28 protein-coding genes are annotated in these 24916 nt (G+C 55.2%); 9 read left to right on the top strand and 19 right to left on the bottom strand.

What is annotated here, in order from left to right; all coding sequences use genetic code 11:
- Positions 1–39 precede the first annotated feature (39 nt).
- From gss to E3U32_RS10620, 6 genes are all read right to left on the bottom strand, one after another.
- On the bottom strand, positions 40–1902 hold the full coding sequence (gene gss, locus E3U32_RS10645; protein ID WP_134348769.1) for a bifunctional glutathionylspermidine amidase/synthase: 1863 nt from the start codon (positions 1900–1902) through the stop codon (positions 40–42).
- 185 nt (positions 1903–2087) lie between these two features.
- Positions 2088–3065 carry an ABC transporter ATP-binding protein gene (locus tag E3U32_RS10640; protein WP_134348768.1) on the bottom strand — a complete coding sequence of 326 codons (978 nt, stop codon included), beginning with the start codon at positions 3063–3065 and terminating at the stop codon, positions 2088–2090.
- Positions 3062–4039 (bottom strand): ABC transporter ATP-binding protein, encoded by a 978-nt coding sequence (locus tag E3U32_RS10635; protein WP_134348767.1) that lies wholly within the window; start codon positions 4037–4039, stop codon positions 3062–3064. The genes E3U32_RS10640 and E3U32_RS10635 overlap by 4 nt, the downstream gene beginning before the upstream one ends.
- Positions 4032–4877, bottom strand: a complete 846-nt coding sequence (locus E3U32_RS10630; RefSeq protein WP_023294546.1) for an ABC transporter permease — start codon at positions 4875–4877, stop codon at positions 4032–4034. Before E3U32_RS10630 ends, E3U32_RS10635 begins: the two co-directional genes overlap by 8 nt.
- A gap of 5 nt (positions 4878–4882) precedes the next feature.
- Positions 4883–5836, bottom strand: coding sequence for an ABC transporter permease (locus tag E3U32_RS10625; protein ID WP_134348766.1), 954 nt, complete (start codon positions 5834–5836; stop codon positions 4883–4885).
- A 45-nt stretch (positions 5837–5881) separates the two neighbouring features.
- The gene (locus E3U32_RS10620; protein ID WP_134348765.1) at positions 5882–7471 is read right to left on the bottom strand and encodes an ABC transporter substrate-binding protein; all 1590 of its coding nucleotides are present in this window, start codon (positions 7469–7471) and stop codon (positions 5882–5884) included.
- A gap of 245 nt (positions 7472–7716) precedes the next feature.
- Here E3U32_RS10620 and yghU point away from each other — a divergent pair, with 245 nt between their 5' ends.
- From yghU to E3U32_RS10605, 3 genes are all read left to right on the top strand, one after another.
- On the top strand, positions 7717–8583 hold the full coding sequence (gene yghU, locus E3U32_RS10615) for a glutathione-dependent disulfide-bond oxidoreductase (RefSeq protein WP_134348764.1): 867 nt from the start codon (positions 7717–7719) through the stop codon (positions 8581–8583).
- Positions 8584–8743: 160 nt separating this feature from the next.
- The gene (locus tag E3U32_RS10610; RefSeq protein WP_134348763.1) at positions 8744–9076 is read left to right on the top strand and encodes a glycine zipper domain-containing protein; all 333 of its coding nucleotides are present in this window, start codon (positions 8744–8746) and stop codon (positions 9074–9076) included.
- 231 nt (positions 9077–9307) lie between these two features.
- The gene (locus E3U32_RS10605) at positions 9308–9637 is read left to right on the top strand and encodes a hypothetical protein (protein WP_134348762.1); all 330 of its coding nucleotides are present in this window, start codon (positions 9308–9310) and stop codon (positions 9635–9637) included.
- Here the strand turns inward: E3U32_RS10605 and E3U32_RS10600 are convergent.
- From E3U32_RS10600 to E3U32_RS10585, 4 genes are all read right to left on the bottom strand, one after another.
- The gene (locus E3U32_RS10600) at positions 9612–10121 is read right to left on the bottom strand and encodes a DUF4225 domain-containing protein (protein WP_286164285.1); all 510 of its coding nucleotides are present in this window, start codon (positions 10119–10121) and stop codon (positions 9612–9614) included. The genes E3U32_RS10605 and E3U32_RS10600 overlap by 26 nt on opposite strands.
- Before the next feature lie 156 nt (positions 10122–10277).
- Complete coding sequence (locus tag E3U32_RS10595; protein WP_134348760.1) at positions 10278–11180, bottom strand: alpha/beta hydrolase; 903 nt, start codon at positions 11178–11180, stop codon at positions 10278–10280.
- Positions 11170–12066, bottom strand: coding sequence for an alpha/beta fold hydrolase (locus E3U32_RS10590; protein ID WP_134348759.1), 897 nt, complete (start codon positions 12064–12066; stop codon positions 11170–11172). The genes E3U32_RS10595 and E3U32_RS10590 overlap by 11 nt, the downstream gene beginning before the upstream one ends.
- A 24-nt stretch (positions 12067–12090) precedes the next feature.
- Positions 12091–13146 (bottom strand): sugar phosphate isomerase/epimerase family protein, encoded by a 1056-nt coding sequence (locus E3U32_RS10585; protein ID WP_134348758.1) that lies wholly within the window; start codon positions 13144–13146, stop codon positions 12091–12093.
- 141 nt (positions 13147–13287) lie between these two features.
- On the opposite strand from E3U32_RS10585, the gene E3U32_RS10580 reads away from it, so the two are divergent.
- Positions 13288–13878: a TetR/AcrR family transcriptional regulator gene (locus E3U32_RS10580; protein ID WP_134348757.1), complete on the top strand. Its 591-nt coding sequence runs from the start codon at positions 13288–13290 to the stop codon at positions 13876–13878.
- A gap of 10 nt (positions 13879–13888) precedes the next feature.
- Here the strand turns inward: E3U32_RS10580 and E3U32_RS10575 are convergent, their stop codons facing one another.
- The 4 genes from E3U32_RS10575 to E3U32_RS10560 all read right to left on the bottom strand — a co-directional run bounded on the left by E3U32_RS10575 (position 13889) and on the right by E3U32_RS10560 (position 17021).
- Entirely contained in the window at positions 13889–14167 is a 279-nt protein-coding gene (locus tag E3U32_RS10575) for a hypothetical protein (RefSeq protein WP_134348756.1), read from the bottom strand.
- Positions 14168–14346: 179 nt separating this feature from the next.
- Positions 14347–14796, bottom strand: coding sequence for a hypothetical protein (locus E3U32_RS10570; protein WP_134348755.1), 450 nt, complete (start codon positions 14794–14796; stop codon positions 14347–14349).
- 295 nt (positions 14797–15091) lie between these two features.
- Positions 15092–15346, bottom strand: a complete 255-nt coding sequence (locus E3U32_RS10565) for a hypothetical protein (RefSeq protein ID WP_134348754.1) — start codon at positions 15344–15346, stop codon at positions 15092–15094.
- Positions 15347–15473: 127 nt separating this feature from the next.
- Complete coding sequence (locus E3U32_RS10560; protein ID WP_134348753.1) at positions 15474–17021, bottom strand: methyl-accepting chemotaxis protein; 1548 nt, start codon at positions 17019–17021, stop codon at positions 15474–15476.
- Between the two features lie 219 nt (positions 17022–17240).
- Here E3U32_RS10560 and E3U32_RS10555 point away from each other — a divergent pair, with 219 nt between their 5' ends.
- A complete protein-coding gene (locus E3U32_RS10555; RefSeq protein WP_134348752.1) occupies positions 17241–18281 on the top strand; it encodes an aldo/keto reductase in 1041 nt (346 codons plus the stop codon).
- A gap of 48 nt (positions 18282–18329) precedes the next feature.
- Here E3U32_RS10555 and E3U32_RS10550 read toward each other — a convergent pair whose 3' ends face one another.
- Positions 18330–18818, bottom strand: a complete 489-nt coding sequence (locus E3U32_RS10550; RefSeq protein WP_047347852.1) for a TIGR00645 family protein — start codon at positions 18816–18818, stop codon at positions 18330–18332.
- An 81-nt stretch (positions 18819–18899) separates the two neighbouring features.
- Positions 18900–19403, bottom strand: a complete 504-nt coding sequence (locus E3U32_RS10545) for an ESA_00282 family adhesion-associated protein (RefSeq protein WP_134348751.1) — start codon at positions 19401–19403, stop codon at positions 18900–18902.
- A gap of 103 nt (positions 19404–19506) precedes the next feature.
- On the opposite strand from E3U32_RS10545, the gene E3U32_RS10540 reads away from it, so the two are divergent.
- Entirely contained in the window at positions 19507–19911 is a 405-nt protein-coding gene (locus tag E3U32_RS10540) for a hypothetical protein (protein WP_134348750.1), read from the top strand.
- A 1-nt stretch (position 19912) separates the two neighbouring features.
- A complete protein-coding gene (locus E3U32_RS10535) occupies positions 19913–20362 on the top strand; it encodes a cytoplasmic protein (RefSeq protein ID WP_134348749.1) in 450 nt (149 codons plus the stop codon).
- A gap of 42 nt (positions 20363–20404) precedes the next feature.
- Here E3U32_RS10535 and exbD read toward each other — a convergent pair whose 3' ends face one another.
- Together exbD and exbB are read right to left on the bottom strand one after the other, a co-directional pair.
- On the bottom strand, positions 20405–20830 hold the full coding sequence (gene exbD / locus E3U32_RS10530; protein ID WP_134348748.1) for a TonB system transport protein ExbD: 426 nt from the start codon (positions 20828–20830) through the stop codon (positions 20405–20407).
- 4 nt (positions 20831–20834) lie between these two features.
- Positions 20835–21566, bottom strand: coding sequence for a tol-pal system-associated acyl-CoA thioesterase (exbB, locus tag E3U32_RS10525; protein WP_134348747.1), 732 nt, complete (start codon positions 21564–21566; stop codon positions 20835–20837).
- A 251-nt stretch (positions 21567–21817) separates the two neighbouring features.
- Between exbB and metC the strand changes: the two genes are divergently transcribed.
- Both metC and E3U32_RS10515 read left to right on the top strand, forming a co-directional pair.
- A complete protein-coding gene (gene metC, locus E3U32_RS10520) occupies positions 21818–23005 on the top strand; it encodes a cystathionine beta-lyase (protein ID WP_134348746.1) in 1188 nt (395 codons plus the stop codon).
- Between the two features lie 143 nt (positions 23006–23148).
- Positions 23149–23808, top strand: coding sequence for a DedA family protein (locus E3U32_RS10515; RefSeq protein ID WP_134348745.1), 660 nt, complete (start codon positions 23149–23151; stop codon positions 23806–23808).
- A 45-nt stretch (positions 23809–23853) separates the two neighbouring features.
- Here the strand turns inward: E3U32_RS10515 and E3U32_RS10510 are convergent, their stop codons facing one another.
- Positions 23854–24753, bottom strand: coding sequence for an AraC family transcriptional regulator (locus E3U32_RS10510; RefSeq protein WP_134348744.1), 900 nt, complete (start codon positions 24751–24753; stop codon positions 23854–23856).
- Between the last annotated feature and the right edge of the window lie 163 nt (positions 24754–24916).

The following is a 24916-nucleotide window of genomic DNA, read 5'->3' as shown; positions in this document are numbered from 1 at the left end:
CAGGATGCCCTGCGGGGGCTTTGCTAGAGCGGGTGTGCGTTACTTATCCTTCACCACAATCAGCGGTTCAATATCGCTCTCTTTTTTCACCACCAGCGAGTCATCTCCGCGCAGGCAGGTCCCGCCGTAGTTCCCGCCCACGGTAAAGGTGCAAACCTGAATATGCTTGCCGTCGACCTTTGGCAGGCACCACAGCTGCTGGTAGATGTTTTTCCGGTCAACGAACTTGCCGCTGGATTTATCCAGCAGTTCGTCCTGGGCGCCGATCAGGTCGATATTGCTGCCGCAGCGCCCGGCGATGGGCTTAACGGCATAGCCGGTCTGTTTCAGCAGATCGTTAACCTCGAAATCGGTGTCGAGCAGGTAACGGTGGTTCGGGAACAGCTGCCACAGTACCGGGAGAATCGCCTTGTTGCCGGGAATAACCGTCCACAGCGGTTCAAACACCAGCACTTCCGGACGCAGCAGGACGTCAATCAGGCGTACCTCGCCCTCGGGATGTCCGGTGCGGATCGGTACCGCGGCGTATTCGGTTTCGCTGACCTCACGGATCTGCTCAATCGCCGTCTCCCACGCCCAGGTTTTCCACACGCAGTTGACGTGGCGACCTTCGTCGTCAATCAGCTGCCCGGCGGCATCCCAGCTCAGGGCGCCAAGCCCGTGCAGAATTTTGGTTTCAAACCCGGCCTGCAGCAGAGAACGCTGGATAAAGAGCGCGTGATAGTCCTCTTCGACATCGTTGTCCTGCATGATGTGCACAAACGGACGCGCGTGGCTGTGTTTCCACGCCCCGGTCAGCTCTTCCAGCAGGCCTTCCGCCGGGTTGTGCCCGTTGCCGCGATAGCCGTTTTTGACCCACTCTTCGAGGATCAACCCGCCTTCTGTGTGACAGGACGCGGAGTCGGCATTGTACTCGTAGACCTTAATCCCGCGCTCATCCATGCAGAAATCCATACGACCGGTGATCATATGGTGACGACGCCATTGCCAGGAGAGGCGCAGACGCGGCCAGAGAATTTTCGGGATGTCGAAAAGCGCCAGCAGATTGTCGTCTTTCAGCACCTTATCCGTGGCGTGCAGGTACATCAGGTGCAGTTCGTTGGTGGCTTTAATCAGCTCCTGCTCGGCGCTTTCGGTGATGGTGAAGTACTGGCAGGGATCTTTATTGATAAAGTGACCGTTCGCGCGGACATACGCCTGCTGGAGCGCGTCATTCTCGTTGAGCCATTTCCCGTCGAACTGACGTTTGTTTTTCAGCCGTGCGCCGCTGATTTTCAGCAGTTCACCGTCGATTTCCGGCTGCGGAATGCTGTGCTCTGTGTCGTCGGTCTGGATCATCCAGCCGAGAATTTCCGTGTCGCTGAACGTGTCATGAAGGGTGTAACAGCCGTTCTCAACGCTCAGACGCAGCTCGCGCGTCCACTGCTGCCCGAGCGGCAGCGGGGCGTGAATGACGTTCTGCTCCGCAATACGCACCTTATCGTCCAGCAGCTGGGTGATCACCGCCACGTGGCCGGTTTCGTGAAACTCGCCGCCCTTTTGCCAGATCAGCAGCGCCCCGGCGCGCGGCGCGCGCTTCGAACCGTTGGCAAAGGCCTGAAGGGGCAGAATGTTATCGTTCACTACCTGACGCAAAAAGCGCAGGGAGAAGATCTCCCACGCCATGCCGACGTCGGTAAACACGACGCCATAGTTGAGGAACAGGAAACGGCGGGCGAACTCAACGCACTGCCACTTGTGGCCCATGTATTCGTTGCCGATATAGCTGCGGAAATCCGCGTCTTCCGGGTAGTTGCGCGGGTCCAGACTGCCGTAATTTGAAGAGTAAATCGCCACGCCACCGGGCGCATAGCCTAACAATGTCCCGAATGGCGCATCACTGCTTAACTTTCCTTTACGCATGTATCCAACCTAAAACAGGCAGGCGGCAATTTTTTTAGGGGTTGTCGTCGTCTGCACGTTGTAATTAACCTGACAGAGGGATATTTATCATACACCTGCGTGGCAAATAATTCGCCTTACCCGGCCTACGAAACACAAAACCCAGTCGGTCGGGTAAGCGAAGCGCCACCCGACACGTTTAAGGCTCAAATCTTAAACAACCAGCATGCCGCGAAATGCCCTGGCGCAATCTCCTGCATCGCAGGCTCCTGCGCCTGGCAAACCGGCATGGCATGCGGGCAGCGGCTGCAGAACTTACAGCCCGGCAGCGCGGACGTGGGGCCTGGAATGTCGCCGCGCAGGGTGGCGTCATCGAGGTGACGAATGCGCGGGTCGGGCCGGGGAACCGCTGCCAGCAGCGCGCGGGTGTAAGGGTGCGCCGGGCGCTGATACAGCTCATTCGCGGGGGCCACCTCCACCAGTTTACCGAGATACATCACCCCAATGCGGCTGGAGATATGCCGCACCATGGAAAGATCGTGGGCGATAAACAGATAGGTCAGCCCCAGCTCCTGCTGCAGATCCTGCAGAATATTCACCACCTGCGCCTGCACCGAGACGTCCAGCGCCGAGAGCGGTTCATCGCACAGCACAAATTCAGGATTCACGGACAGCGCGCGGGCAATACTGATGCGCTGGCGCTGCCCGCCGCTGAACTCGTGTGGGAACCGTTCAAGGTGTTCGTGCTTCAACCCCACTTTGTAGAGCAGCGTTTCCGTACGCTCCTGCTGCGCTTCCCGGCTGTAGCCGTGGATCTGCATCGGTTCGGCCACCAGCTGTCGCACGGTCATACCGGGGTTGAGCGAGGAATAAGGATCCTGAAAAATCGCCTGCATCCGCTTGCGCAGCGGCTTGAGTTCTTTTTCACGGACGTGGGCGATCGCCTGCCCGGCAAAGTAGATCTCGCCCGAGGTGATATCAAAAAGACGCAGGATGGCGCGCCCGAGGGTGGATTTCCCGCAGCCGGACTCCCCCACCAGGCCAAACGTCTCGCCCGGCTGAATATCAAAGCTCACGCCATCAACCGCCTTCACGGCCACGCCTTTACGCAGCAAACCGCCGTTGAGTGGATAGTGCTTGCGCAGCTCGCGCACGCTCACTAAAGGCACCAGTTGTTCACTCATGCCTGAATCTCCTTATCGGCCCATAGCCAGCAGGCGGCGCGATGGCCCTCGCCGGCGGGATAAAACTCGGGCTGCCGTTCACACTGCGGCATGCGTTTCGGACAGCGTTCGGCGAACGGGCAGCCCGGCGGCGGGTTAAGCAGGCCAGGCGGTGAACCTTCAATCGGCGATAGACGTTGATTCACCTCATCCGGGCGCGGCAGCGAGGCCAGCAGCCCCTGGGTGTAGGGATGCGCGGGGCGATAAAAAATGTCCTCCACGCTCCCCTCCTCCATCACCAGCCCGCCGTACATCACCACCACGCGGCTGCAGACCTGCGCCACCACGCCGAGATCGTGGGTGATCAGTAAAATCGCGGTCCGAGTCTGCTGTTGCAGACTTTTCAGCAGGCGCAGGATCTGCGCCTGAATGGTCACGTCCAGCGCGGTGGTCGGCTCATCGGCAATAAGAAGCTTCGGGTTGCAGGAGAGCGCAATTGCGATCATTACCCGCTGGCGCATCCCGCCGCTGAACTCGTGCGGATACTGGTCGTATCGGCGTTCCGCCTCGGCAATACCCACCTGTTCCAGCATGGCGATCGCCGCCGCCCTGGCCGCTTTTTTGGTGAGCCCTTTGTTGCGCATCAGGATCTCAGCCATCTGTTTGCCGATGGTCAGCACCGGGTTCAGGGCGGTCATCGGATCCTGGAAAATCATCGCGATCTCGTTGCCGCGAATGGCGCGCATCTGCGCGGGGGTTTTCTGCGCCAGGTCCTCGTTCTGGAACCGGATGCTGCCCCCGGCGATCCGTCCGTTGTTCCCCAGAAGCTGAATGATCGACTTACAGGTGACGCTTTTCCCGCAGCCCGACTCGCCAACAATGCCGACAAGTTCGCCCGGCTGAACCTGAAAGCTCACGCCGCGCACCGCGTGAACCTCGCCCTCGCGTGTGCGGAACGTGGTTTGCAGGTTCTCAAGCGCTAATAAGTTACTCATCGCGATTCGCTCCTGGCTCAAAGGCGGTACGAAATACATCGCCCAGCACGTTAAAGCTGAACACCGTCAACAGGATCAGAATGCCGGGGAACATCGCCAGCCACGACGCCTCGCCAATATAAGACTGGGCGTTGTTAAGCATGCTTCCCCACGACGCCGCAGGCGCCTGCACGCCCAGCCCCAGGAAGCTGAGCGTCGACTCCATCAGAATGGCCGAGGCGATATTGAGCGTGGCCGCCACGATAATGGTCGGGAGCACGCCGGGAATGATATGGCGCACGATAATGCGCAGCGGATGCTCTCCCGACGCGCGGGCATAAAGCACATACTCGCGCTCTTTCACCGACAGCGTTTCAGCACGCACCAGCCGCGACATGTTCATCCACGTCAGCAGGCTGATGATCAGGATGATGTTATCCACGCCCGGCTTGAGGTAAGCATTCACCACCAGCAGCAGGAAGAAGGCCGGAATGGCCATCAGAATATCCACGGCGCGCATCATCAGGTTATCCAGCCAGCCGCCAAAATAGCCGCTCACCGTTCCCACCACCGTGCCGATAAGCGTGGAAAAGAGCATGGCAAGAAAACCGACCATCAGGGAGATCTGGCCGCCATACAGCGCGCGGGTGAAGTAGTCGCGCCCGTATTCATCGGTGCCGAACCAGTGCGCGGCATCCGGCGGTAGCGTGCGTGCGCCGAGCGCCATCCGATCCGGATCGTACGGACTCAAGCCCGCACAGAGCGCGGCGACAACGAAAATAAAAAGCACAAACAGAGAGAACTGCGCCGGACGGTTGCGGCGCAGCTGGTGACGAACCTGCTGCCAGCGTCTGCTCATCCGGGTTACCTCAGCGTACGAATGCGGGGATCGGCGAAGCGATAAAGCACATCGGCGATCAGATTACCGACGATCAGCATCATCGACGAGAGCATGATGATCGCCATGATCAGCGGGTAGTCCAGCGAGGCGATCGACTGGATCCCAAGCAGCCCCATCCCCGGCCAGGAGAAGACGCTCTCGGTCACATAAGCTCCTACAATCAGCTCACCGAACGACAGGCCGAACAGGGTAATCACCGGCAGCAGCACGTTTTTCAGCACATGGCGGAACAGAATACTGCCGCGCGTCGCGCCGTAGGCAAGCTGGGTCTGTACGTAGTCGGCGGAGAGCTGCGAGATGGTGTTAGAGCGGATGTAGCGCACGTAGCTGGAGAGGTTGTAGAACGTGAGCGCAATGCACGGCAGCACGCCGTGGCGCAGCACATCCAGGCCGTTATCCTCCATGCCGATGGTGCGCATCCCCATGCTGGGAAACCAGTTAAGCTGCACGGCAAAAACGGTAATGAGCAAAATACCGAACCAGAAAATCGGCACCGAGATGCCGATATAGGCGAACAGGTTCAGCAGGTGATCCAGCCAGCGGTGCTTAAATGCGCCCGCCAGCAGGCCCAGCGGAATAGCCAGCACGATCGCCAGCAGCAATGACGCGCCCATCAGCCCCAGCGTGGCCGGAATGCGTTCGCCGATCATCTCCAGCACCGGGCGGTGGTAAATCAGCGAATAGCCGAGATCGCCCTGCAGGACGTTTTTCAGCCACAAAACGTACTGCGTGACCAGGGGCTTATCCAGCCCCAGGCTCTGGCGAATACGTTCGATATCTTCCGGGGCCATACGCGGCGTGATGTACGCTGCCACCGGATCGCCGGGCGCGAGTTTGACCAGCAAAAACGCGACCAGTGAAATAAAGAACAGCATCGGCAGCAATTGCAGCAGCCGACGCGTGAGGAGTGTGTTCACGACGTGCCCTTACCAAAGCCCCGACCTGACGGCCGGGGCAATCACTTATTTCTGATAGATTTTTGACAGATCCTGGAACAGGTAGACCGGTTTCGGCTCCGCTTCCTGGGTGCCGCCGAAACGCTTGTCCACCGCGACGGTCGCGTTGGTGTAGGCAATCGGGTAGTAGGTCATGTCGTTCGCCACGGTCTGCTGAATTTGCTTGTAGATATCGGCACGTTTCGCGGCGTCGGTTTCCACGGCACCTTTATCCCACAGGGCATCGAACTGCGGATTTTTGTAGTGTGCGTAGTTATAGGCCTCGTTGCTCATGAACAGCGATTTGTAACCGTCCGGCTCTGAACCCATGATGTAGCCGCCCAGGTTCAGCTCCCACGCGGTGTTGTTCATGTCGAGACTGCGCTGAGACATCGCGTTGGAGTCCAGCGGCATCAGCTCCACGTTCACCCCAATGCCCTTCAGCGCCTGCTGAATGTAGAGCGCCATGCTCTCCTGGGTTTTGTTGGTGTTCACATACGCCAGGCGCAGCTTGAGATTATCCGGCGCGCCGGACGTCTTCAGCAGGTCTTTGGCTTTTTGCAGATCGAATTTGTACTGCTCGACGTCATCCGTCTTGTAAAGCGTATCTGGCGTCAGGAACGAGGTTGCCGGTTTGGCGTAGTCGAGCGAGGTAAAGGCGGTCTGGGTCAGTTCATCCTTGTTGATGGCGTAAGCAATGGCCTGACGCAGCGCTTTGCTCTTCATCACCGGCACGTTCTGGTTGAACGTCATATAGGCCAGGCGGCCTTCCGGATAGACCACGAAGTCGAACTTACCGGTATTTTTCAGGCGATTCACATCCTGCGGGTCAACCATCTTGAGGTTGATCTCACCGTTTTGCAGCGCCAGGTTGGCGGCGTTACTGTCTTTGGCGAAACGGTAGGTCACGGAATCAAGCTTCGCTTTGCCGTTCCAGTAATCGTCAAAGCGGGTCAGGGCGTAATATTGCCCGGCGCGGTACTCTTTAAATTTGAACGGCCCGGAGCCTACCGGCGCATCGTTTTTGGTGCTCTTTTCCAGATCGCCTTCACTGGCAAATACGTGCTGCGGGATCGGGTAGATCTGCACCAGGGTTCCGGTAAAGGCGGCGCTAACCTGCGGTAAGGTGAATTTAACGGTGCGGTCGTCGACCTTGCTCACCTGTACCGGCTTATCGCCGTAGGTGAACATGCTGCGGAAGAAGCTGTGCTGTTTGGCATCCAGCAGCTTGTTGAACGTAAAGACCACGTCGTCCGCCGTCAGCGGCTGTCCGTCCTGCCATTTCAGATTGGGTTTTAACGTCAGGGTGTAGCTCAGGTTGTCGGCAGAAGGCGTCAGGCTTTCCGCCAGGCCCCACTCAATTTTGCCGTTATTAAAGCTGTACAGCGGGGCATAAAGCGCCTGCATGATGGTTAACGTTGTGCGGTCGCTGGCGTAGAGCGGATTAACGGCTAACGGGTCGCCGGAGGTAATCCCGATAATGAGCGAACCGCCCGCTTTTGGCGCGTCGCTTTTTGCCGCCGGGGACGTATTTGTCTCTTTATTTTTCGCATCATCACAGCCCGCCAGGCCTAACGCGAGCGAAACGATCGCGGCCGATAACAGAAGCTTACGCATCTCACTAACTCCTTGCCTTATAAAGTGTTTATTACTGCATCTTTTATTTATGTTGAAGCATCATATGCAGCTTTATCCATTTACGCATTAATTATGAAAATGCGATTTTCGATTAAGCTTATGCCGGATTTGATATATATAAGCAGCAGAAGGAATAGCGGTTAATTGATTGCGCTCAGTTCGTTAAACGCTTCACAAATCTCCTGCTACACTGCCTCAACACATCACTAAAAAGGCAGGCCAACATGTCAGACAACACGTATCAGCCACCAAAAGTATGGGAATGGAAAAAGAACGGCGGCGGCGCGTTCGCCAACATCAACCGTCCGATTTCCGGCGCAACGCATGAGAAAGATCTTCCTGTCGGCTCTCACCCGCTGCAGCTCTACTCGCTGGGCACACCCAACGGCCAGAAAGTGACGATTATGCTCGAAGAGCTGCTGGCGCTGGGCGTGACGGGCGCGGAGTACGATGCGTGGTTGATTCGCATCGGCGAGGGCGATCAGTTCTCCAGCGGGTTTGTTGACGTGAACCCGAACTCAAAAATACCGGCACTTCGTGACTACTCCACGACCCCGCCAACGCGCGTATTTGAATCCGGCAATATCCTGCTCTATCTGGCAGAGAAGTTCGGTCACTTCCTGCCGAAAGATCCGGCTGGCCGCACGGAAACCCTGAACTGGCTGTTCTGGCTCCAGGGTGCGGCGCCGTTCCTCGGCGGCGGCTTTGGTCACTTCTACAACTACGCACCGGTGAAAATTGAGTACGCGATTGACCGCTTCACGATGGAAGCCAAGCGCCTGTTCGACGTGCTGGATAAACAGCTGGCGCGGGGTCGCTACGTGGCGGGTGAGGAGTACACCATCGCGGATATCGCCATCTGGCCATGGTTCGGCTGCGTGGCGCTGGGTAGCGTCTATAACGCCGCCGAGTTCCTCGACGCAGAGAAGTACACTAACGTGCAGCGCTGGGCAAAAGATGTGGCGAGCCGCCATGCCGTCAAGCGCGGACGCATCGTTAACCGCACCAGCGGCGAGCTGAATGAGCAGCTCCACGAGCGCCATGCGGCGAGCGACTTCGAGACGAATACGGAAGACAAACGTCAGGCATGACGGCTGGCCGGGCGGTTAGCCGCCCGGCAGCACAGATCCTTGCTCAGGGCATGATTAGCCTAAAGGTTGAGGCGGTATTGCTGGCACTATCTGGCCGTTTCTCTCCTGCCAGATGCAGAGAAATGACGTATCAACCGACAGCAGTCACAAAGGATCTGTTATGAAACTGATTAAAACAACGCTGGTTATCAGCACCCTCCTGTTTTCCACCTCGGGAATGGCCATCGACAAAACTGCCGCTGGCGCGGTAGCGGGCGCTGCCATTGGCGCGGCCACGGGCAAAGATCTGAAATCGACCGTTGGCGGCGCCGTCGTGGGCGCAGGTACCGGTGCCATGTTCAAAAACGGCGACAAAGGTAAAGCCGCGCGTAAGGGCGGCGCGGTTGGGGCTGCCGTGGGCGCGGGCGCTGCGGCGGTAACCGGCAAGAGCGTGCTGAAAGGTGCGGCAGTCGGCGCGGGTACAGGTGCGCTGATTGGTGAAGCGACTCACTGATAAATGCCGTAGTTCTGCCTTTCGAACCGGTATGATGAAGAAACCCAGCTATTACGCTGGGTTTTTTGTCTTCTATCTTACTGACCACCTGGGAATACACCAGGCCATACAGAATAGTTCATGCAAATATTTCCAGATTTTCCAGGCGGCCCCCTTTCAGGTTACCGGTCGGGCTTAACTGGTTATTGGCGCAGGGCGTGTTAAACTTCCCGCAGGGAAAAGGAGGTAAGCATGAACTATGAAAATGATCTGATGAATCACGGTTTCAGTGAAGATGAAATTGTCCGATTGCAGGCCAGTTCAGCTAAAACGGGTACGGAGATGGATACCCTGCTGAATGATCTGGCAAACCGTTTTAAGGCTCTTATTTGGGTTCTATCAGTAATGGTGTTGATTTTTGTGACCACACTATTGTTTGGCTCAAGGATGCATGCCATTTCCTTTGGTGTGGCCGTTGTGATTCTTGGCACACTGTTTACTGTCACCATGCCTTTGAAGCTGGCCTATAAATCATGGCTTTACCGCAGGAAAACGCTCATTTCCCCGCATCATCCGAAGTGATCAGATCGAACACAACCTTAGCTTTTACCCCCCAGCCTACAATTTTCATTGTCAGTTTACCCCGGGACATGGTGTCGATTTTCCGGTAAAAATCGGTACTGATATAGTTAAACAGACGCCATGTTCCGGGTCTGGCCATTAATCCATAGATACTATATATATTGCCTGCGAGCGCTACCCCGTTATAAATCCCCAGCCCTGTTGATCGTTCAAATCCCATGAATTCAGCGATGTTCATCGCGCTATCACCAAACATGCCCTGCGTGTCAGGTTCATTCAGGAACTGACGACCAACTTCACGGGTAATAGTGTTAGTCGCGTCGATAATCAGAATAGCACCGGCAAGAACGCCTACGGGGATCATTGAGGAGGTCAGCACGAAGCCAAACGCGCCCTGCATACCTGCCAGCACCACTTTAACGCCGGATATCACATAACCGACCATCCGGTTTTCATCCCTGACGTATTTGATCTGTGCATACAATTTCGCGCTCCCGGAGATAGGCAACCCTGCTTTAAAGGAAAACTTTGGAAACTGAATTGCCCCAAAGCACGATCCCGGATGTACCGAAGGCAAATTTCGGAGGAAAAGATACTGAAATGAGCAGGGCTCCGCCTGGAAAACGAAGCCCCCTCTGAACTATATACAAGCCCGTTCAAACACCCGACGCGCAGCGGGCGTTAACCCTGACATATGAATACAGGCGTGCACCATGCCCGGTAGCCGTTCACAGCGAACAGGCACCCCATACTCCTCAAGCCGCCGCGCATATGCTTCAGCCTCATCGCGCAGGGGATCGTATTCACAACTCAGGATGGTTGCTGGCGGTAACCCCCTCAGCGAGGCCATATGCAGCGGCTCGGCATAAGGATGACGACGCTCTCCCAGATAGTTTTCCCAGCAAAACGCCATCGCATCGCGCGTTAAATAATAACCTTCAGCAAATTCACGATAGCTTTCGGTCGACATTTCGCGAGTTAACGCCGGGTAGAGCAGCAACTGATGCTCAATGTGAGGCCCGCCACGATCGCGGGCCAGCAGAGTTGTCGCTGCAGCAAGATTGCCGCCTGCACTGTCGCCACCCACCGCCAGACGGGTAGCATCAATACCCAGAAGCGCAGCCTGTTCACTGGCCCAGCACAGTGCCTGATAAACATCTTCTAACGGCCTTGGGAAGGGGAACTCCGGTGCCAGACGGTAATCCACGGAGAGTATTTTCCGGCCAGTGGCATTAGCCAATGCCTGACAGGGTCGATCGTACAGCGAGAGCGAACCCAGACACCATCCGCCGCCGTGAGCAAACAGCATTGCAGGCTGCGCGATGTCCGCGTTTGAGGCGGCGGGGGTATAGGCACGAAGGGTAATGGCGTAACCATCATCGGCGATGACAACGTAATCCTGCATGTCATCGCGTAATTCATCCTCTCCCTGCAGCCGCAACAAATCAACTTCGGTGGCGGCACGCAGTTCGGCTAACGACATCGGTAGCGGCGCGCCCGATAACGCTGCCAGAAAGTCAGCAATATGTTTATCAAGCGGCACGATCGGTGTCCTCTGAGAGAAATGGTACGATCAGCCCAATAAACGCCTCATGACACTCTTCGGTAATAAAATGCCCGCAGTCCGCCACCGTCTCGCCACGCAGATCAAGGGCATTGCCCTGCAGGGTTATCAGCGGCGCATCGCGCGTAGCATGTTCGGCTCCCACCGTTAACACCGGCATGGCTAAAGGCGTTTGCGCACGGCGCTGGTTCTGCCGAATGGTTTCCGGGATAGCGCGATAATAGTCGAAGCCCGCACGCAGCCCGCCGGGTGTTGAATAGGCGGCAATATACACCTCTGCGGCAACCCGTTCACGCCGATGAGACCAGCGGTCGAAAATATAGCTGAGATACTGTGATTCGCGCCCGCTGGTAAGGGTTTCGGGTAGATCCGCCAGTTGATTGAACATGAAGTGCCAGAGAAAGATGTTCTCTTCCGGTGCGACAAAAATCGGCGGTGGTGGTGCCAGTCCAGGGATAACCGCTTCTGTCAGCACAAGTTTTTCTATCGCCTGAGGAAAATCGCTCGCCATGGCATAACCAACCCACATGCCGATATCGTGACCCACTATGCTATAACGCGAATGGCCCAGCTGCTCCATCATGGTATGCAGCATGGCACCGACACGTCCGGTGTCATAGCCGTCGCGCGGTTTATCAGATTCCCCGATACCGGGCGGATCAACCGCTATCGCCTGAAAACCCGCCGCTGCCAGCGCCTGAAGGACATAGCGCCAGGTATACCAGGTCTGCGGCCAGCCCGGTATCAGTAATACCGGTTGACCTTTTCCCGCCACGACGCAGTGGATGCGCTGTCCGTTCACTTTCGTATAGACGTGTTCTGCCCTGAGATCCGCATGTGCGATCTCACCGTATTGTTGTTCCATGGGGACTCCCTGTAAGGTCGTGGCTTAGCGGATGCCGAGTAATGTGTTGATTTGTTGAGGGTTCACCGGTGCACCGGCGAAATCATCGAAGACTTTATCGGTGATGTGAATAATATGGTCGCGGATGAACGCAGCCCCTTCTCTGGCACCATCCAGCGGATTTTTCAGACAGCACTCCCATTCCAGGGTTGCCCAGCCGGCATAATCGTATTGAGTCAGCTTCGAGAAAATAGCCCTGAAATCCACCTGACCGTCACCTAATGAGCGAAAACGTCCTGCACGATCAACCCATGACTGATAGCCACCATAAATGCCCTGACGACCAGTTGGATTAAATTCAGCGTCTTTGACGTGGAACATGTTGATCATGTCCTTATAAATATCAACAAACTCCAGATAGTTAAGCTGCTGTAGCACCATGTGGCTGGGGTCGAAAAGTATCCGGCAGCGGGGATGCTCTTTCACCCTTTGATAAAACATTTCAAACGTCACCCCATCATGCAGATCTTCGCTCGGGTGGATCTCATAGCAGAGGTTAATACCCTGCTCGTCACAGGCGTTGAGCACCGGCATCCAGCGCCTGGCCAGCTCGTCAAAGGCGGTTTCAATTAACCCTTCCGGGCGCTGCGGGAATGGGAACAAATAGGGCCACGCCAGCGAGCCAGAGAAGGTGCCCAGATCGCTGAGTCCAAGCCTGGCGGAGGCCTTGACCGCCATCAGCATCTGTTGCTGTGCCCATTCACCGCGCGCTTGCGGGTTGCCGTGTACTTCCGGCGGCGCGAAGCTGTCACATAAGCTGTCGTAGGCCGGATGCACCGCCATCAATTGGCCGAAGATATGGCTGGTCAGTTCACTCACCACCAGGCCATGCTCCGCCAGCATACCGGTCAGATCGTCGCAGTAAGTCTGGCTTTCTGCCGCCGTCGCGACATCGAAAAGGCGGCGATCCCATGCTGGAATTTGCAAAGCGCTAAAACCCGTTTCCGCTGCCCACCTGGCTATCGCAGGTAAACTATTGAACGGGGTCGCATCATCGCTGAACTGAGCGAGATGGAGAGAGGGACCTTTAAGGGTTTTCATTGTATACTCCTATTGTTTGTCAATCGACAAACAATAGGAGTAAAGCCGGATAACCGCAAGCGAAAATTATAATTTCGTTGGTAATCCAGATGATTTAAGCGATCCTGTTGCACTGAATTCAGGACCAACCGGAGCAACAAAATGGCAGGCAGACCGCGCCAGTTCGATCGTGACCAGGCGCTTATCAAAGCGCGCAACCTGTTCTGGCGACAGGGTTATGAAGGAACCTCAATGTCTGATCTGGTAGCAGAGCTGGGGATTGCATCGGCACGTATTTACAAGGCGTTCGGTTCAAAAGAGCAGCTCTTTCGGGAAGCAATTGCAGATTACGAAAAACAGGAAGGCGGTTTTGCAGATCGGGCCTTATCCGCAGGGGGCAACGTGCGGGATACCATCCAGACGCTGTTAATGGATGCGGTTCACCTGTACTGCCATCCGGATTTGCCGCAAGGATGTATGGTAGTGGCCTCTGCAGCCAGCGTCAGTGCGGAAAATGAAACGCTCAAAACCTGGCTGGCACAGCATCGCCTGCAGCGTACGCAGCAGATCATCGACCGTCTCCATCAGGCAGTGCATAACGGTGAACTCCCGGATACGACCGATGCAGAGAGTTTGGGAGATTATTTTGCCGTCTTTTTACATGGTTTGTCGGTGCAGGCCCGGGACGGTGTTCCGGAATCACGATTGCAGGCGGCAGTTATGCAGGCGCTTAGCCTGCTGCCGCATTCCTGAATGTGAAGCATCAATGATGATCGTCATACTGATGCTCAATCACCATCCCTTCCGCCACGCTCGCCACATGTCGCGCACGCGGGTGATAAACCGGAGCAGGCGCTGGCGCGGCATAAACAGTTTGTGACGGTGCTGGCGAGATGCTTACCGCCTCCGGAACCGTGGTGGATGACGGGACAATCACCACTTTATAACCGCTCGGGACATCCACGGTGACGCTTTGCGCCATTGCTGAATTGACCATAGCCAAGCCTGCCATTGCGGCCAATACGATATAGAGCTTTTTCATAGACTGTATTATTTCCGATAAAATAAGAAAATTAATTATGTCGGGAGGAGCTTAAGACTATATTAATAATCATCGTTTTTACGGTGCAGAAAATGCCAAATATATTGTTACATTAACATATAAAAATAATAACGCAGGCCGGGTAAGGCGCAGCCGCTACCCGGCAACAGAAGACAATCTTAATTAATTGCGATATGACCTTCCGGCGTATTTATCCAGCGCGGCGCTTTCAGCGTATCGGCGTAATATCCCACCAGCTCACACAGCAAATCCTCTATCACGCGCGCCATCTCCTGTGGCAGAGCGCGGCCGATCAGCAACTGGGTTAAGACCTGGCAGTATTGCCCGAGTTGATCGCTCTCCGGTTCGAAAGCAGGCAGCCGTGCGGGAAGATCGTTCACGATAAAATGCGGGAGCAAATGCGCGGGAACAGGCTCGTGGAGCGTGGGTTGCAGCAGCGCCAGACAGGTGGAGAGACGCCCGCATAACGCCAGCTTCTCGGTGATGTCGTCACACTCCACCAGAGAATAAGCATAGTGCTCGCAGTTGTCTGCCAGCTCGGTGAAATCGGTGGTATGAGAAAACGGCGTGGTAAATAACGCGTGTGTCTGGGTTGGGGTTGTAGCCATGATGGCAGCCTCCTGTAACGGTATTTATATCCGCCATCGGAGAGGTCAATCTCACGGGTGGCGGAGCCAGACGAGGTTGACCTTACCGGCGTTACAGGAAACCGGCGCGTCTTTCGACGCCCCCGCCCGGTCCGCCATTGAGGTGAAACCGTGCGCGCGACATAGTAATCCATGTCACCTGTAACTTATACCAGGAGGTCAATCCCGACGCCTGATTTTGCAGGCGCGGCAAGAAGATACTGCGATTAGCACGAGGCGACAAGGGGCATTCCCGGAAGCCATCTCGCAAATCTGATTAATACTTAATGTCCCGCGCTTTCTGTCTTCCAGCCTGTTTCATCTGCCGTTTGTCCTGACGGCAGTCGTGATTGCTCTGGTTATTGTTCGCCACGCAGGTCTGTTTCACCTGTCGTGACGCGTCGCGGGTTTCCTGTCTGACATCACGCGCCACGCGCCGTTCCTGAGCCTGATCGGTCGCGCTGGCAGAAACCGGGAACAGCACAAGAAACGTGAAAGAAAGGAAAGGGATGACATATAACGATCTGTTCATAGCAACACCTCGCAGAAGGAGCCCAGAACGTCAGTGGGGTTAGCCAAAGAATAGCAGTTTCAGAGCGCGCTGAATGTGGAAGACGCTAATAAAGCAAGGCCGCACAGGGCGGCCTTGTAAAATTGCATTATGCCGTGAGGCGGAATTTTTGCACCGAGCGTTGAAGATCTTCGGTCTGCCGCTCCAGCGCCGCCGCCGCGGCGGAAACTTCCTCCACCAGCGAGGCGTTTTGCTGGGTGACGCCGTCCATCTGGGTAATGGCGATACCGACCTGAGAAATCCCCTTGCTTTGCTCCTCAGAAGCCGATGCGATTTGCTTCATAATGGTCGTCACTTCCGTCACGTCACGCAAAATCGCATCCATGGTGGTGCCCGTGTCGCTCACCAGCTTCGCCCCCTGCTCTACTCGGGAAACCGAATCGGTAATCAGCCCCTCAATCTCTTTGGCCGCGTTGGCGCTGCGGCTTGCCAGGTTGCGGACTTCACCTGCCACCACGGCGAAACCACGACCCTGCTCGCCCGCACGCGCTGCTTCAACCGCCGCGTTAAGCGCCAGAATGTTGGTCTGGAAAGCAATGCTGTTGATGACGTTAGTGATTTCAGCAATTTTCTTCGAGCTTTCAGAGATACCGCTCATGGTGCTCACCACCTCTTCCACCAGCGATCCGCCGCGGCTGGCGGTAGTTGAGGCCACATCGGCCAGCTGGCTTGCCTGACGCGCGCTTTCCGCGTTCAGTTTCACCGTGGCGGTCAGCTCTTCCATGCTGGCAGCCGTCTCTTCCAGCGCGGCCGCCTGCTCTTCGGTACGGGAAGAGAGATCGTTGTTACCGCTGGAGATTTCAGTTGCACCACGCCAGATATTTTCACTGCCGGAGCGAATCGTACTGACCGCTTCACGCAGGCTGTCCTGCATGGCGCTCAGGAGAGGCACCAGCTGTCCCACGCAGTTGCGACCAAACGGCTCAATGGGCTGGCTGAGATCGCCCTGAGCAATCTGGCGGAACTGCTGACGAATGCGGTCAAGCGGTTTGACCAGCATCGCGACCAGGTAGCGGTCGGTGAAGAGCAGGATCAGCAGGCCGACAATCGTGGCGGCGATAATCACCGTGCGGGTCATGCTGGTCAGGCCGTCCACCACCACGCGGGTGCTGTCGAGCGACTTCGCAGCGGCATTGTTGAACTCCTCAGCAGCCGCACCGAACGCGCGGCTCAGCGGTGGCGTAACGCTGTTGGCCTGCTGGCGATATCCCTCCAGAGCCCCCTGCTTCGCCTGCTGCATTTGCGGCGTGACGCCCTGTTCAAGCAGCGCCTGCCAGGTGCCGATCACCCGGGAGGAGATCTGCTCATCCATTGGGCCTGGGGAGATCGCTTTCATCTCGGCCAGTTTCTTGCCCATGTTATCCAGCGCCTGTTGGGCAGAGGCCAAATCCGGCGTGCCGCCTGCGGCTTTGACTTCCATTGCGCGGCTCAGACGGGTCACGAAGCGGAAATACTGATCGTTGCCCTGGCTGAGTACCGTCATCTGTTTAACCAACTGACGGTCCACTTCATTGCCATCAGAAACGCGAGAAAGAGACCAGGTGCTGTACAAGCCAACACCCGCCCACATTAAACAAAAGATCCCGAGAATCATCAGCATGACGAAGCGGATCGTGAAATTACGGAGCATATTCATAAGTCTTCCTTGCCGTGAGGGTGAGTTCGCCCAGAGGCGAGTACTACTCTCGTTATCGGCAGGAACGAGGGAAATTATAACGTTTTGTGATCATTTTTAATTAGCGTGGCTTCACTGGTCGCACAGCTACCGTTAACCATTATCTTCGCTCTTTGTGATGTGATAAGTTCAGAATGAAAACGACGTTTCAAAAAATTATCGATAAGAAAAGGAGACATCATGTCCTGGTACCCTTACCCCGGCCGCTATGAGAATATGCAATACCGTTATTGCGGGAAAAGTGGCCTGCGCCTGCCCGCACTGTCACTCGGACTGTGGCATAGCTTCGGCCACGTCCAGCCTCTTGATACCCAGCGCGCGCTGCTGCGCAAAGCCTTCGACCTCGGCATAACTCATTTCGATCTCGCCAATAACTACGGCCCGCCGGCAGGCAGCGCGGAAGAGAATTTCGGCCGCCTGCTGCGTGAGGATTTTTCCGCGTATCGCGACGAGCTGATTATCTCCACCAAGGCAGGTTACGACATGTGGCCGGGGCCGTACGGTTCAGGGGGGTCACGCAAATATCTGCTCGCCAGCCTCGACCAGAGCCTGATGCGTCTTGGCGTCGAATACGTAGATATTTTCTATTCCCATCGCGTGGATGAAAACACGCCGATGGAAGAGACTGCCGCTGCGCTGGCCCACGCCGTGCAGAGCGGTAAAGCGCTGTACGTCGGGATTTCGTCCTACTCAACGGAGCGCACTCAGAAAATGGCTGACCTGCTTCGCGAATGGAAAATCCCGCTACTTATTCATCAGCCATCCTATAACCTGCTCAACCGCTGGGTCGATAAGACCGGTTTGCTGGACGCGCTGGAAGCAAACGGTACGGGGTGTATCGCCTTTACCCCGCTGGCGCAGGGTCTGCTGACCGGAAAATACCTGAACGGTATTCCTGAAGGTTCACGCATGCAGCGCGAAGGGAATAAAGTGCGCGGCCTGACGCAGAAAATGCTGACCGACGCCAACCTGAGCAGCCTGCGTTTGCTGAATGAGATGGCACATGCCCGTGGTCAGACGATGGCGCAGATGGCGCTAAGCTGGCTGCTGAAAGATGCGCGGGTGACGTCAGTGCTGATTGGCGCAAGCCGTCCGGAACAGCTGGAAGAGAATGTTCAGGCGCTGGAAAACCTGCGCTTTACCGAGGACGAACTCAAGCGGATTGACCAGCATGTTGCGGATGGGGAGTTGAATCTTTGGCAGGCGTCGTCGGATAAATAGTGCGGTCTGATGCCCTCACCCACGGGGAGAGGGCCGGGGTGAGGGGAATTACTTCTTACTGATCTTATCCAGATACCCCATCACAAACGCAGACAGCACAAACGTCAGATGGATGATGACGTACCACATCAGTTTGTTATCCGGAACGTTCTTCGCGTCCATGAACACGCGCAGCAGGTGGATAGAGGAGATTGCCACAATCGACGCGGCCACTTTATTCTTCAGCGATGAAGCATCCATTTTGCCCAGCCAGCTGAGCTTCTCTTTACGCTCGTCGATATCAAGCTGGGAGACAAAATTCTCGTAGCCGGAGAACATCACCATCACCAGCAGTCCGCCCACCAGGGTCATATCTACCAGCGACAGCAGAACCAGAATCAAATCCGCTTCGGCAATGGAAAAAATGTTCGGCAGAACATGCCAGATTTCCTGAAAGAACTTAATCGTCAGTGCGACAAGCGCCAGCGAAAGGCCAAAATAGACGGGGGCCAGTATCCAGCGAGAGGCGTACATGGCGTTTTCAAAAAAGCGTTCCATAAAGTCCTGTTTGCAAAAGAAACCAGCGCCCAGTATAGCTCAACGGCGCTGACTGTTTGCAATAGCTAACCAGTACGTCACTCAGACGTTGTCTGGGTTAACCTCCGGACGGGCATACTCCGGCCAGACCAGCACCACCAGCTCCGGGTAGGCTTCCAGGCTGAACTCGCGAAAACACTGACGCAAATTTAATACGTCCAGGTCGGAATAAGATACCTTCTCGCCGTTAAGACAGCGCTTTTTGATATTGTCATAATATTTATACACTGCTGAATTCAGGTCACTACAACGACGCTGCGCCTCAAACAGTCCGGGCGTGTCATTAATTTCCGACATTTTCATGCGCTTAATTGTCGCGTGTAAAAAGTCGATATATTCATGGTTCACCCGCCAGTACCAAACAGGCGTAACGGAGTTCATCAAAACAGAGAAATGGTCTTCACCTTCCTCTTTTGTCATGAGTTCCGGTTGCGGGGATTCACTGGTGTCTTTCGACACTTTCGTTTTATTGAACTCCTGCATCAATAAAAGAACACCAGCGGTCAGTAATAGTAATGTGATGACCGTAAAAAAGATGCTGTTCATGGGTTGGCTCCATTTTTTTTGATTTTAAATTTGCCTCATGATATTGTCAACGAATCTCACGCCTTTACCAACCCCACCCTGTTGAAATTAAAGGAAATTAAAAATGCTGCCCGACTATCTCGTCCCGGCTAAGTACCACATCACGCCTGTGGAACAGCAACCGACGGAAGCAGAAAAAGAGGTCAGTTTCACTCAGGGGAAAAGAAAGCTCTCTGATTTCGAGCCTGATATATTAATTGGTGTTTCCCAAACCGGCAAATCCCGTAATATGTTGCTGGAAGAGCACGATCGCCATATAAAAGACCGCTTATTTCGCGCCATAAAAATTGAAGCCCTTGTCCACCTGCTGAATGACCTGCAGGCCGAAGGTGAAATAGATGCCCAGAAACTAAGTCAAATAATGGCCGAAAAAACCAAAGAAATTAATGAGTCGGGCAATGAAATTTGGCTTAATTTAATTACACGAGAAAAAAACAACCCAATCTTTTATAGCCTGGGGGAAGATTAACGTGAAGGAAATTAAAAACAACGACGTTTATTTGACTTTAGATGATAAAAAAAGTGATGAATTTATCTTAAAGCAAAATCTCGACGCACTGCGAAAAACAAAAAATGCCGAGATGACGCGTATTACACAAGACCTGGTATCGATCCCGGCGACGCTGGTTCGTCTGAAATGGCAGAATCGCCGTGATATTTACCCGCTACAGGTCAAAGAAGAAATTTACGGTGCCGTGATGAACGCCATCATTGAACAGCGTCCAGAGCTGAAAGAGAAGCTTCTGGGACGTCTCGAGGCCAATTACCAGTATCTGCTTGCCAGAGAGATCGCCACCCTGCGTCTGACGCGCAAACTGTCAGAGGGTGAGTACCGTACCTCAAACGTCACCTGCGTTGCGCTTGATGAGGACGCGCTGACAACGTCCGTGGCCGCACCAACGGATAATAAAAACGAATAACTCGACAGACATAAAAAAAGCCGGCTTCCGCCAGCTTCTTTATCATTTCGCGGCCGCTTTCTCTTCGCCGACCAGTCCAATCTTCAGGTACCCCGCCTGATGCAGCGTGTCCATTACCTTCATCATGGTTTCGTAATCAACGGTTTTATCCGCACGGAAGAAGACCGTGGTGTCTTTCTTACCGCCAGTAAGCTGCTCCAGCGCTGGGATGACTGAGTCCGCCGTCACCGGGTCGTTCCCGAGGAACATGGATTTATCCGCCTTCACTGACAGGTAGATAGGCTTCTCCGGGCGCGGCTGTGGCTGGCTGGAAGAGGCCGGCAGGTTCACCTTCACGTCGACCGTCGCCAGCGGCGCAGCCACCATGAAGATAATCAGCAGAACCAGCATGACGTCGATAAACGGCGTCACGTTGATTTCATGCATTTCGCCGTTATCGTCCAGATTTTCGTTTAGACGCATCGCCATCGTATCAACCTGCGCGCAGTTTAGACGCCGCATGCACCGGCTTAACCGAGCTGGCATTCAGGTCGAGATCGCGACTTTGCAGCAGCAGAACCTGCGCGGCAACGTCACCGAGCGTAGCTTTGTAGCTGCCAATCATACGCGCGAAGATGTTGTAAATAACCACCGCCGGGATGGCGGCAACCAGACCGATTGCCGTCGCCAGCAGCGCTTCTGCGATGCCCGGCGCAACGACCGCCAGGTTGGTGGTTTGGGTCTGTGCAATGCCGATAAAGCTGTTCATGATGCCCCAGACCGTACCGAAAAGACCGATGAAGGGTGAGATCGCACCGATTGTCGCCAGATAACCATTGCCGCGCCCCATGTGTCGGCCAACGGCCGCGACGCGACGCTCCAGACGGAAACCGGTACGCTCTTTGATGCCTTCGTTATCTTCACTGCCCGCGGAGAGTTCCAGCTCGTTCTGAGCCTCGTTCACTAACAGGGTGGTCAGGCTTTTCGCGTGGAAGGATGAGGTCATGTCAGATGCCTGATCCAGAGAGCGGGCTTCGGCCAGCTGCTGCTGCTCCCGCTTGAGGCGACGCTTTTGCGAAATAAGCTCGGCGCTCTTGCTAAAGAAGATAGCCCACGTGATCACGGACGCCAGAATCAGGCCGATCATCACAATCTTAACCACGATGTCAGCATGTTGATACATGCCCCAAACGGAGAGATCCGTCTGCATCAAATTATTACCCACTCTGTATCTCCAGGACGCAAATCACAAAATCTGACCGTAATAATATCAAAACGTCGTCGAATTGATAGTAGTTCTCATTAGTATTTGCATAGTGCCGCAATTTTCGTTCACTTTCCTTGCGCTTACGCAGGAAAAATTTCTTATGCGTATTTTTGCAAAAATTTTCTGCTTATTCGATAAGCCTCCGGGTGCAGTTTTTTCCAATCGTGGTAGTCTGGACGTCCAGACGTATAAAAACAGGGTTAGCGAACATGACAAAGAAGCATCTTGATACCACGCTGGTACAGGCAGGACGCAGCAAAAAATATACCCAGGGATCGGTGAACAGTGTGATTCAACGCGCCTCCTCGCTGGTGTTTGACACCGTTGAGGAGAAAAAAATCGCCACGCGTAACCGCGCAAAAGGCGGGCTGTTTTACGGCCGTCGCGGCACGCTAACCCATTTTTCTCTACAGGAAGCGATGTGCGAGCTGGAAGGCGGCGCAGGCTGCGCGCTGTTCCCGTGCGGGGCAGCTGCGGTGGCCAACACGATTCTGGCGTTTGTGGAACAGGGCGACCATATCCTGATGACCAACACCGCCTATGAACCCAGCCAGGACTTCTGTACCAAAATCCTCAACAAGCTCGGCGTAACGACCGGCTGGTTCGACCCGTTGATTGGTGAAGGCATTGCCGAACTTATTCAGCCAAACACGCGCATTGTGTTCCTGGAATCTCCGGGGTCGCTCACCATGGAAGTCCACGACGTGCCCGCTATCGTGAAAGCCGTGCGCAGTAAAGCGCCAGAGGCGATCGTCATGATCGACAACACCTGGGCGGCAGGCGTGCTGTTTAAAGCGCTGGAGTTCGACATCGATATCTCGATACAGGCCGCGACGAAATACCTGATTGGCCACTCTGACGGCATGATAGGTACGGCGGTATCCAACGCGCGCTGCTGGGATCAACTGCGTGAAAATGCTTACCTGATGGGCCAGATGGTGGACGCAGACACAGCCTACATGACCAGCCGCGGTATCCGCACGCTGGGGGTTCGCCTGCGTCAGCACCATGAAAGCAGCCTGAAGGTGGCCGAATGGCTGGCGCAGCACCCTCTGGTTGAGCGCGTTAACCATCCCGCTCTACCCGGCAGTAAAGGTCATGAATTCTGGCAGCGTGACTTTACAGGCAGCAGCGGTCTGTTCTCGTTCGTGCTGAAAAAAAGGCTGAATAACGACGAGCTGGCAAGCTATCTGGATAACTTTACCCTCTTCAGCATGGCCTACTCCTGGGGCGGTTTTGAATCCCTGATCCTGCCTAACCAACCGGAGCAGATCGCGGCCCTGCGCCCCGGTGGCGAAGTGGACTTCAGCGGCACCCTGATCCGGCTGCATATTGGTTTAGAAAATGTGGACGATTTAATTGCGGATTTAGCAGCAGGGTTCGAGCGTATCGTGTAGAGTGCTGGCTGAAAATGTACTCCCTGGACGCTTTTGTGGACACTGCAAGCAGAAAAGTCTGCATGAGTTGCGCCCGGGATCAAACCCGACGGGGGAATAAGGGAGTACAATAGCGCTATATCTGCTGTTCCACAGGAAAGTCCATGGCTGTTATTCAAGATATTATCACGGCGCTCTGGCATCACGACTTTGCCGCGCTGGCAGATCCTCACGTCGTCGGTATCGTCTATCTCGTGATGTTCGCAACTCTGTTTCTGGAAAATGGATTACTGCCTGCCTCGTTTTTACCCGGTGACAGCCTGCTTTTACTTGCCGGGGCGTTAATCGGCAAAGGCGTCATGGACTTCACATCAACGATGGTTATCCTCACCTCCGCAGCCAGCCTGGGCTGCTGGCTGAGCTATCTGCAGGGCCGCTGGCTGGGGAACACGCGCGTCGTTAAAAGCTGGCTGGCGCAGTTACCGCATAAATATCATCAGCGTGCGACCTGCATGTTCGATCGGCACGGCCTGCTGGCGCTGCTGGCGGGGCGTTTCCTGGCGTTTGTTCGCACCCTTCTGCCGACAATGGCAGGCATTTCCGGTCTGTCGAACCGTCGCTTCCAGTTCTTCAACTGGCTGAGCGCGCTGCTGTGGGTTGGCGTGGTCACCACGCTCGGCTACGCGCTGAATATGATCCCCTTTGTGAAACACCATGAAGACCAGGTAATGACCTTCCTGATGGTGCTGCCGATGTTCCTGCTGGTGGCGGGGCTGGTAGGGACGATTGCGGTGGTGATTAAGAAAAAGTACTGCAGTGCATAAACAAAAGCCGGGTGGCGCTATCGCTTACCCGGCCTACGTTTCCCCTCAGGCTCCCTGCATGGTTCTGATACGTGACGCATCCTCTCCCGGCGTAACGCCGAAATACCGCTTAAACTCCCGACTGAACTGCGACGCACTTTCGTAGCCTACCCGCATCGCCGCCGCGCTGGCCTTCATGCCATCGTGGATCATCAGCATCCGCGCCTTATGCAGCCGGTAGGTTTTAAGGTATTGCAGGGGCGAAGTGCTGGTCACCGATTTAAAATTATGGTGAAACGCCGAGACGCTCATGTTCGCTTCCGCGGCGAGCTGGTCAACGCTGAGGTTTTCCGTGTACTGGCTTTCAATACGCTTGAGCACGCGGCTGATCAGGCTAAAGTGAGTTTGTCGGCTCACCAGAGCCAGTAACGCCCCGCCGCCCGGTCCCAGCAGCACGTGGTAAAGAATTTCGCGGATAATTTGCTTGCCCAGAATGCGCGCATCCAGCGGCCTCTCCATGACGTCCAGCAGACGCTCAATGGCGCAAAGGATCTCTTCCGATAACGTCGCCGAGTTAATCCCGCTCGACGCCATCGAAGGCTGGAAGAACTCATCTTCACCTATCTCCATCAGCAGTTCCTGCAACTGAAGGATATCGACATTGACGCGGATCCCTGCCAGCGGAACCGTCTCTGTCGCGAAAGTTTCACATTCAAAGGGTAAAGGTACTGTCAGGAGCAGGTATTCATTGGTGTCGTAGCGAAACACGCGCTCGTTGATATAGCCAATTTTATGGCCTGAAAAGAGAAAAACGATGCCCGGCTGGTACATCACTGGCGTGCGCGTCCCGGGCTGCGTGCCGTAAAGCAGGCGAATATCCGGCAGCAAATCGCTGACACCTTTTTCGTTATCTATCAGTCTTTTAATCTGCGCAGTGAGCTGATGGCAGATCGCTTCACGGTTCATATTACGTTACTCCGGGTACGGTTTCCGACGTTAACAGTGTGCGTCGTTTCCCACGCTTTCTCCAGCGCTCTGTAGAAATGGGCAAGACATCGGCAGGAATGTGCATTGAGAGGATAGCCCCGGACAGCCACAATGTGCAGCATCAGGTTGCCCTCTGCGCCAC

The sequence above is a fragment of the Lelliottia nimipressuralis genome (assembly GCF_004402045.1).
GTDB classification, from domain to species: Bacteria; Pseudomonadota; Gammaproteobacteria; order Enterobacterales; family Enterobacteriaceae; genus Enterobacter; species Enterobacter chinensis.
Note: the sequence above shows the minus strand (reverse complement) of the source record. Positions and strands in the feature narration are given on the sequence as shown.

Excerpts from the sequence above, each read along its gene's own strand:
- gss (WP_134348769.1), bottom strand. The coding sequence starts at position 1,902 with ATGCGTAAAGGAAAGTTAAGCAGTGATGCGCCATTCGGGACATTGTTA.
- E3U32_RS10640 (WP_134348768.1), bottom strand. The coding sequence starts at position 3,065 with ATGAGTGAACAACTGGTGCCTTTAGTGAGCGTGCGCGAGCTGCGCAAG.
- E3U32_RS10635 (WP_134348767.1), bottom strand. The coding sequence starts at position 4,039 with ATGAGTAACTTATTAGCGCTTGAGAACCTGCAAACCACGTTCCGCACA.
- E3U32_RS10630 (WP_023294546.1), bottom strand. The coding sequence starts at position 4,877 with ATGAGCAGACGCTGGCAGCAGGTTCGTCACCAGCTGCGCCGCAACCGT.
- E3U32_RS10620 (WP_134348765.1), bottom strand. The coding sequence starts at position 7,471 with ATGCGTAAGCTTCTGTTATCGGCCGCGATCGTTTCGCTCGCGTTAGGC.
- yghU (WP_134348764.1), top strand. The coding sequence starts at position 7,717 with ATGTCAGACAACACGTATCAGCCACCAAAAGTATGGGAATGGAAAAAG.
- E3U32_RS10610 (WP_134348763.1), top strand. The coding sequence starts at position 8,744 with ATGAAACTGATTAAAACAACGCTGGTTATCAGCACCCTCCTGTTTTCC.
- E3U32_RS10605 (WP_134348762.1), top strand. The coding sequence starts at position 9,308 with ATGAACTATGAAAATGATCTGATGAATCACGGTTTCAGTGAAGATGAA.
- E3U32_RS10590 (WP_134348759.1), bottom strand. The coding sequence starts at position 12,066 with ATGGAACAACAATACGGTGAGATCGCACATGCGGATCTCAGGGCAGAA.
- E3U32_RS10585 (WP_134348758.1), bottom strand. The coding sequence starts at position 13,146 with ATGAAAACCCTTAAAGGTCCCTCTCTCCATCTCGCTCAGTTCAGCGAT.
- E3U32_RS10580 (WP_134348757.1), top strand. The coding sequence starts at position 13,288 with ATGGCAGGCAGACCGCGCCAGTTCGATCGTGACCAGGCGCTTATCAAA.
- E3U32_RS10575 (WP_134348756.1), bottom strand. The coding sequence starts at position 14,167 with ATGAAAAAGCTCTATATCGTATTGGCCGCAATGGCAGGCTTGGCTATG.
- E3U32_RS10570 (WP_134348755.1), bottom strand. The coding sequence starts at position 14,796 with ATGGCTACAACCCCAACCCAGACACACGCGTTATTTACCACGCCGTTT.
- E3U32_RS10565 (WP_134348754.1), bottom strand. The coding sequence starts at position 15,346 with ATGAACAGATCGTTATATGTCATCCCTTTCCTTTCTTTCACGTTTCTT.
- E3U32_RS10560 (WP_134348753.1), bottom strand. The coding sequence starts at position 17,021 with ATGAATATGCTCCGTAATTTCACGATCCGCTTCGTCATGCTGATGATT.
- E3U32_RS10555 (WP_134348752.1), top strand. The coding sequence starts at position 17,241 with ATGTCCTGGTACCCTTACCCCGGCCGCTATGAGAATATGCAATACCGT.
- E3U32_RS10550 (WP_047347852.1), bottom strand. The coding sequence starts at position 18,818 with ATGGAACGCTTTTTTGAAAACGCCATGTACGCCTCTCGCTGGATACTG.
- E3U32_RS10545 (WP_134348751.1), bottom strand. The coding sequence starts at position 19,403 with ATGAACAGCATCTTTTTTACGGTCATCACATTACTATTACTGACCGCT.
- E3U32_RS10540 (WP_134348750.1), top strand. The coding sequence starts at position 19,507 with ATGCTGCCCGACTATCTCGTCCCGGCTAAGTACCACATCACGCCTGTG.
- exbD (WP_134348748.1), bottom strand. The coding sequence starts at position 20,830 with ATGGCGATGCGTCTAAACGAAAATCTGGACGATAACGGCGAAATGCAT.
- metC (WP_134348746.1), top strand. The coding sequence starts at position 21,818 with ATGACAAAGAAGCATCTTGATACCACGCTGGTACAGGCAGGACGCAGC.
- E3U32_RS10515 (WP_134348745.1), top strand. The coding sequence starts at position 23,149 with ATGGCTGTTATTCAAGATATTATCACGGCGCTCTGGCATCACGACTTT.
- E3U32_RS10510 (WP_134348744.1), bottom strand. The coding sequence starts at position 24,753 with ATGAACCGTGAAGCGATCTGCCATCAGCTCACTGCGCAGATTAAAAGA.